The 7,328-nt window shown below is 36.3% G+C and carries 5 protein-coding genes; 2 read left to right on the top strand and 3 right to left on the bottom strand.

Annotated elements, in window-relative coordinates; translation table 11 throughout:
• The first annotated feature begins 682 nt into the window (after positions 1-682).
• Positions 683-1,738 (top strand): DNA polymerase IV, encoded by a 1,056-nt coding sequence (gene dinB, locus A9G42_RS04460; protein WP_065652754.1) that lies wholly within the window; start codon positions 683-685, stop codon positions 1,736-1,738.
• A gap of 79 nt (positions 1,739-1,817) precedes the next feature.
• On the opposite strand, the gene A9G42_RS04455 is transcribed toward dinB, so the two are convergent.
• Both A9G42_RS04455 and A9G42_RS04450 read right to left on the bottom strand, forming a co-directional pair.
• Complete coding sequence (locus A9G42_RS04455; RefSeq protein ID WP_065580005.1) at positions 1,818-3,254, bottom strand: 6-phospho-beta-glucosidase; 1,437 nt, start codon at positions 3,252-3,254, stop codon at positions 1,818-1,820.
• Positions 3,255-3,267: 13 nt separating this feature from the next.
• The gene (locus A9G42_RS04450; protein ID WP_065652753.1) at positions 3,268-5,139 is read right to left on the bottom strand and encodes a glucose PTS transporter subunit IIA; all 1,872 of its coding nucleotides are present in this window, start codon (positions 5,137-5,139) and stop codon (positions 3,268-3,270) included.
• 176 nt (positions 5,140-5,315) lie between these two features.
• Between A9G42_RS04450 and A9G42_RS04445 the strand changes: the two genes are divergently transcribed.
• The gene (locus tag A9G42_RS04445; protein ID WP_065652752.1) at positions 5,316-6,020 is read left to right on the top strand and encodes a GntR family transcriptional regulator; all 705 of its coding nucleotides are present in this window, start codon (positions 5,316-5,318) and stop codon (positions 6,018-6,020) included.
• A 100-nt stretch (positions 6,021-6,120) separates the two neighbouring features.
• Here the strand turns inward: A9G42_RS04445 and A9G42_RS04440 are convergent, their stop codons facing one another.
• Entirely contained in the window at positions 6,121-7,128 is a 1,008-nt protein-coding gene (locus A9G42_RS04440) for an aldo/keto reductase (protein ID WP_065652751.1), read from the bottom strand.
• Positions 7,129-7,328: the final 200 nt, after the last annotated feature.

Genomic DNA, 7,328 nt, shown 5'->3' with positions numbered 1-7,328 from the left:
GAATTGTGATTTTATTGAGTTAAAAAATTACGATTAATTGATTAATTACAAATTTATTAATTAGATGTTTATAAATTGCACTATCTCTATTTTGTTGGTCAACGCTTAAGGTTTAATTAATCTATTTAGCTTAAATTACCTTAATTATTAACAACATTAATTAATTATTTATGCAAAATGGACATACATGCCATAAGTTTAGTTGGTTAGCACTTAGCTCTGATAGCTTATTTTTCACTTATTTGTTTGTGCTTTACCGCTATATATTTTTATTTATGATCACGACGAAGATGTTTATCAAATACCATCCCAGAATATATTAGTAAGAAACGAGAAAACACTGACTTGAACTGTGTTTTCTGCTTTGGTTATCGCTAGCGTGAATATCAACGTATACAAACCATTATCAAACTATGCTAATCGAAAATTTAGCACATAAAACGTAATTCACACATGATTAGTTTTTACTGGATTAAGTGATAGCTTATATGTTACTGAAAAAATTTTAGTTAATCGGAAATTTTCCATGAATCGATCCGTTGGGTTGGTGATCCTTATGATAAAAAAGGGTTAATTGATTTTGATAAATTAGAAAAGTAGCTATCGTCGGTGTTTACACTGCCAGTTAAGGTGTGATATTGTATATTTATACAGTTATATTTTATTTGCCGTAATACCGTTTATGCGAAAAATTATTCATGTTGATATGGATTGTTTTTATGCCGCTGTTGAAATGAGAGATAATCCCCGTTATCGTAATATGCCTATTGCGGTGGGGGGCGATCCTCGTAAGCGCGGTGTGGTGGCTACTGCCAATTATTTAGCACGCCAATATGGTGTGCACAGTGCAATGTCAATGGTACAAGCTATAAAACTGTGCCCCAATCTTAAAATTATACCCGGTAGGCATGCGGTATATAAAGAAGTATCAAACCAGATCCACCAAATATTTAAGCGGTATACCCAAGCGATTGAGGCGCTATCACTTGACGAAGCTTATCTTGATGTGACTGATTGTAAACTATGTCACGGCTCGGCAACTTTGATTGCGCAAGATATCCGCCAAGCTATTTTTAAGGAACTTGAGTTAACCGCATCGGCTGGTGTTGCCCCATTGAAGTTTCTTGCCAAAATCGCATCTGACATGAACAAACCTAATGGTCAATATGTGATAACACCTGATGAAGTTGATAGCTTTATTGAACAGCTTCCTTTAAAAAAAATTCCTGGTGTGGGCAAAGTGACTGAAAAAAAATTAGCTGATTTGGGATTATTTACCTGTCAAGATATAGTCAATTATGATGTGACTAAATTATTTAACCATTTTGGCAAATTTGGGCGAGTCTTGTATGAACGATGCCAAGGTATTGATGAAAGAGAAGTGTGTAATGACAGGCAACGCAAATCGGTTGGTGTTGAGCGCACTTTAGTTGATGATATTCATCATTGGGAAGCGTGTTTATTACAGTTTGATCCATTATTTGAAGAGCTTGAAAAACGATTAAGTAAAGTGCGTTCTGATTTATCGATCGCTCGGCAGGGAGTCAAATTTAAGTTCGATGATTTTCAACTTACCACTCAAGAGCATGTCTGGTCAAAATTAGATAAAGCCGATTTAATTAAACAAGCCCATAAAGTTTGGCTAGAACGTCGTAACGGGCGTGGCGTTCGGTTAATTGGTTTTCATGTCACGTTAATCGATCCACAAGTTGAAAAACAGCTCATTTTTCCATTTTAAGCTTTTTTCTTATAAAAAAGAGGATGCAGGCAAAGCCTGTATTCATCCTCATAATCATTTATCAATTAATGGATAATTATCACTTTAAACTTGCACCATTGGTGCTAATGACTTTTTTATACCATTCAAAAGAATCTTTTTTATAACGCTTCATGCTACCGTTGCCTTCATTATCACGGTCAACATAAATTACACCATAGCGTTTTTTCATTTCACCAGTGGTAAATGACACCACATCAATAATCCCCCAAGCGGTATAGCCCATCACATCAACACCATCATAATCCATGGCAGTTTGCATCGCTTTAATATGAGCACCTAGGTATTCAATGCGTGGTTTGTCATGCACTTGGTTACCATTTTCGAGCTCATCAATGGCACCAAATCCATTTTCGACAATAAATAACGGTAACTGATAACGATCATATAAACGGTTTAAGGTATAACGTAATCCCTCAGGATCAATAGGCCAACCCCAGTCACTGCTTTTAATATAAGGATTTTCAACCGCATTAGGTAGTGCACCGTTAACAATGTTGTCACGATTGTCATTTTTCGCATCAGCCTTAACGACAGTTGACATGTAGTAACTAAAACCAATGTAATCAACTGTACCTTGTTTTAAATAAGCAAGATCTTCTTGGGTAATATCAAGTTTATAGCCTTCACGTTCGAACTCTTTTAATGCATATGCAGGGTAATAGCCACGAACGTGAACATCAGGGAAGAAGAAGCGTTGATGCATAGCAATTTCAGAAGCCATCATATCTTCAGGATTACAAGAGTATGGGTAAATTGGCACGTGCGAGATCATACAACCAATTTGAAAATCAGGATTGATTTTTTTACCGGCAATGACTGCTTTGGCACTTGCTAAAAGTTCATAATGAGCGACTTGGTACAGAACTTCTTGCGGATTTTCGCCTGATTTAACTTGTACACCAGAATTAGTCCAAAAGAAAATAGGATTGCTGGTATCCATTTGGTTATTGATTTCGTTAAATGTCATCCAGTATTTAACTTTATTTTTATAACGCTCAAAACATGCTGTCGCAAAACGTTCAAAAAATTCCACGGTTTTACGGTTTCTAAAACCGCCATAATGGCGAGCTATATGTAATGGCATTTCAAAATGTGATAGCGTGATAACAGGCTCTATGCCATGGGCAATGAGCTCATCAAAAACATCATCATAAAAGCGCAGGCCATCTTCGTTTGGCTCAAGCTCATCACCTTTTGGAAAAATGCGTGTCCAAGCAATTGACGTGCGTAAACATTTAAGACCTAATTCAGCAAAGAGTTTGATATCATCTTTATAATGATGATAAAAATCAATGGCCGTATGGTTTGGATAAAACTTATCGGGTTCAATATCTTGGGTGATTTGTCTTGCAACGCCATGAGCACCAGCGGTCATAACATCAACCACGCTGGGTCCTTTACCGCCTTCGTTCCAGCCACCTTCAAATTGGTGAGCGGCTAAAGCGCCGCCCCATAAAAATGGTTTTTTAGTCATTTTTGATTCCTTGTTATTGCTTAATTTTAAATATGATATCATCAACTGTTACTTCTGTTTTATCCGTTAATGAAATGAATTGGTATTGATCGGTATTAACAATAATAATTGGGGTGATTAACGGGTAGCCAGCTTGCTTAATTGCCTCAGGATTGAAGCTGATGAGTAAATCACCTTTTTTTACTTTTTGGTGTAAATCAACGTGATATGCAAACTCGTTATTAGTCAAATTAACCGTATCAATCCCCACATGAATTAATAGTTCAACGCCGTTATCTAATGTTAACCCAATAGCATGTTTGGAATTGTCAAATACCGCAGTTACCTCGGCATCAAAAGGTGCATAAACATGATTATCAGTAGGCTCAATGGCAATCCCTTCACCCATCAGTTTTTGTGCAAAAGCAGGATCAGGCACTTCACTTAGGGGTAAAGCATGTCCTGTCATTGGGCTTGTGATATCCAGCTCGTCAAGCAAGACTTTAGGTGTATCATTTTCAATAGCAGACTCATCTTGTTTAGTTTCACCAGTGCCAAAGATTTGAATTAAAACGACAGGTCCCACCAAAGCAATAAGTGACCCAATTGCAACACCAATAAATGAGCTAGGGCTGTTAGGGCTAATTGCATTGACGATAGTTAATGGACCTGGTAAACCAGCATAAGCAAAGTAGTGAGGAGAAAAGAACCCAGCCACAATACCACCACAAGCAGCCGAAATACAGCCATAAATAAATGGCTTTTTAAAACGTAAGTTAACGCCATAAATAGCTGGTTCGGTTATCCCAAATAAGCCAGTGATAAAAGCGGATAATGAAATGCCTTTCATCTCTTGAGTTTTGGTTTTTAAATAAAAACCAAATGCTGCTCCGACTTGACCAATAACGGCGATGGTTTGAAATGCTTGGAAAGAGTCTTGACCATATTGTTTAAAGTTTTCAACGATAACCGGTGTGATCCCCCAGTGCACGCCAAAAATAACAAACACTTGCCAAACGGCACCAATAATTCCACCAGCAAACGATGGGGCTAAATTAACAAACCAGTTATAACCATCAGCAATATATTGTGCACCATTGGCAGTTAATGGACCAACAATAAGTAATGTTAAAGGCACCATAATGACAAGACTAAATAATGGTAATAGCACCGGTTTTATAATACTGTGCAGGCGAGGTTCTAAGAAGCGCTCTAAATAAGAAAGTAACCAGACTAAAAATAGTGGTGGTAACACAGTTGAAGCGTAAGTTGTTTTAGATAGCGCAATGCCAAATAGATCGATTTCTTGACCATCGCTGATTAATTTGGCAAATTCAGCCCAAGTCGGGGACAACAGCGCAGCACAACAAGCAACCGCGATATAAAGATTACAACGAAAATGTTGTGAAGCGGTGATAGCAATAAAAATAGGTAAAAAGGTAAAAGGCGCCCAAGAGATAAAATCAAATACTCTAAAGGTTCCAGTTGATTCTATTCCCTCAAATGCTAATTTTAGTAAGATCAAAATCCCCTGTAAAATACCTGATGCGGCTAAAATATAAACAAACGGTGCAAATACCGCCGACATGGTTGCAATGATACGGTTTAAAATATTGGTTTCATTGTTATTAACAGCTTGGTTATTAATATCAACCAGTTGAATAAATGCATTGTAGACTTTATCAACATGCGTACCAATGACAACTTGGATTTGCCCACCTTTTTCAACAACCGTAATCACACCAGGTAGTTTTGCGATTTTTTCTTTTGCTTGTTCTGGCGTTGTTTTTGTGACAAGGCGTAGACGTGTTGCACAACGAGAGGCGTTGATAATATTCTCTTTTCCGCCTAGCTCATTTAAAATATCAACTGCTAGCTTGTTGTAATCTCTTATTTTCGATGACATCCATTAAGCTCCTTAAAATCAATTCAGTAAGCTTATCTTATAGATAATTTTATAATTGTTAATGACCAATTATATTGTTTGTGATCTAGATCGACTTTTTATACTATTTAACTTAACTTAACATAAGCAATATAAAATAATATGTAAATTATTGGGCGAATAGCAAAGAGATATAAATGGTAAAATATCAAAATGTTGCAAAAAAAATAAAGCAAATGATTTATCAGCAGCAATTATCTAAAGGTACCCAACTTGCGAATATAGACGGACTTATTAATCAGTATCAAGTAAGCCGTAGCACAATTATTAAAGCGCTTAACTGCCTTGAACGGCAAGGCGTTATTTATCAAGTGCAAGGTAGCGGTATTTTTGTTCGTGAGCGCAAAAAAAGAGGTTATCTCAGTTTTTTACAAAGTCATGGCTTTACTGTTGATTTAGATGATGTGTATGGTTCATCTAAAGTGTTTAATGTAGACATTATCAAACCCAGTGCAAGAGTGAAAGAAAATTTACAATGTGATGATAGTGAACATGTTTATTTTGTAAAAAGATTACGTTATGTTGATGATAAATTATATTGCTTAGAACAGTCCTATTATCGCAAAAAGCTTATTTGTTATTTAAATACAGACATTGTTGAACGTTCAATTTTTAGCTACATTCAAGAAAATTACAATATCAATATTGGTTTTTCTGATAAATATTTTCAAGTGATCAAAGTTGATGCAAATATAGCAAAATATCTTGGGTTACAAGCGGGCGATCCCGCTCTTTGCGTTGAAGAAATATTTTATACCTCATCTGGTGAGCCGTTTGATTTCTCGAAAATTATTTACCATTATGAAAATGCAAGATTTTGCATACAAAATCACTCAAAATAAGTCACTTAACAGAGTCAAAACCTAGCGCTACGCTGTTATAAAAATTAGCGGTAAATAGCCACTAATTTTTATTATTTTCGATAACAACCTTATATCTAAGCTAATTAGCTTGTTTTATTTGTGGTTTGTTATCTGCCATTATGCCAACTAATGCGTGAGGTTTATAGCATTCTTCTAAGTAGTTTAGCTCGTCATTGCTTAATTGTAATTGGGTTGCTTTGACGGCATCTTGAATTTGTTCGGTTTTTGTTGCACCCACAACAGGAGCAGTAACTTTAGTTAATAGCCATGCCAATGAAACTTCCGTCATGGATACTTGGTGGCGTTCAGCAATTTCTGCAACTCGATCGATGATCACGTGGTCTTGCTCGGCGGTTTTGTCGTATTTCTTCTTCGCATAGTTATCCGCATTGGCGCGTACAGTTTGGGTGTTATATGGACGAGCAAGGCGACCGCTGGCAAGTGCGCTATAAGGCGTCATAGCAATATTATCTTCTTGGCATAATCCAAATAATTCTCGCTCATCTTCACGCATAATTAAGTTATAGTGGCTTTGAATTGAAACAAACGGTGTTAAGCCTTCATATTTTGCTATGGTGTTTGCTTTTGCCAGTTGCCATGCATAACAGTTCGAAATGCCAATTGCACGGATTTTGCCTGCCAGAATATTTTGATGAAGGGTTTCAAGGACTTCTACTATAGGTGTGTTGTAATCCCAATAGTGATAAATATAAAGATCGACGTAATCTACCCCCAAATTTTTTAGGCTTTGGTTGAGTGATTGGTTGATAGCTTGTTGCCCAGTTATGCCATTAGCAATTTGCTCAGCTGTACGTGGTAAAAATTTTGTTGCTATGACCACTTCATCACGCTGGCTCATATCGCGTAATGCTTTGCCAACATATCTTTCGCTTGAGCCATTTTGATAAGCGATTGCGGTATCGAAAAAATTAATACCTTGCTCAAGAGCATATCCAATAATTTTGCTGCTTTCTGATTCATTTAGTGTCCAGTTGTGAATACCTGCTGTAGGATCGCCAAATCCCATACAACCTAAACAAATCTGCGAGACAGTTAAATCACTATTACCCAGTTTAGTGTATTGCATGATCACTTTCCTCTATTTAAAACAGAAACCTCTAATGCGCCTTATTATATTGCGCTTTTATTTTTATAGTAAATTTGAATGTGGGTTAATGTGATATCGATCACTTTTTTACAAAAAATAGAACGGATAAGAACTTCATCTATTAAATTAAAAAATATATTAAATTAAAACATATACTAAATTAAAACATATACTAAATT

This window comes from Gilliamella sp. Nev6-6 (assembly GCF_001690605.1).
In the GTDB taxonomy this organism is placed as follows: domain Bacteria; phylum Pseudomonadota; class Gammaproteobacteria; order Enterobacterales; family Orbaceae; genus Gilliamella; species Gilliamella apicola_C.
The sequence above is the reverse complement of the archived record's forward strand: the minus strand, read 5'-3'. Positions and strand labels throughout refer to the sequence as shown.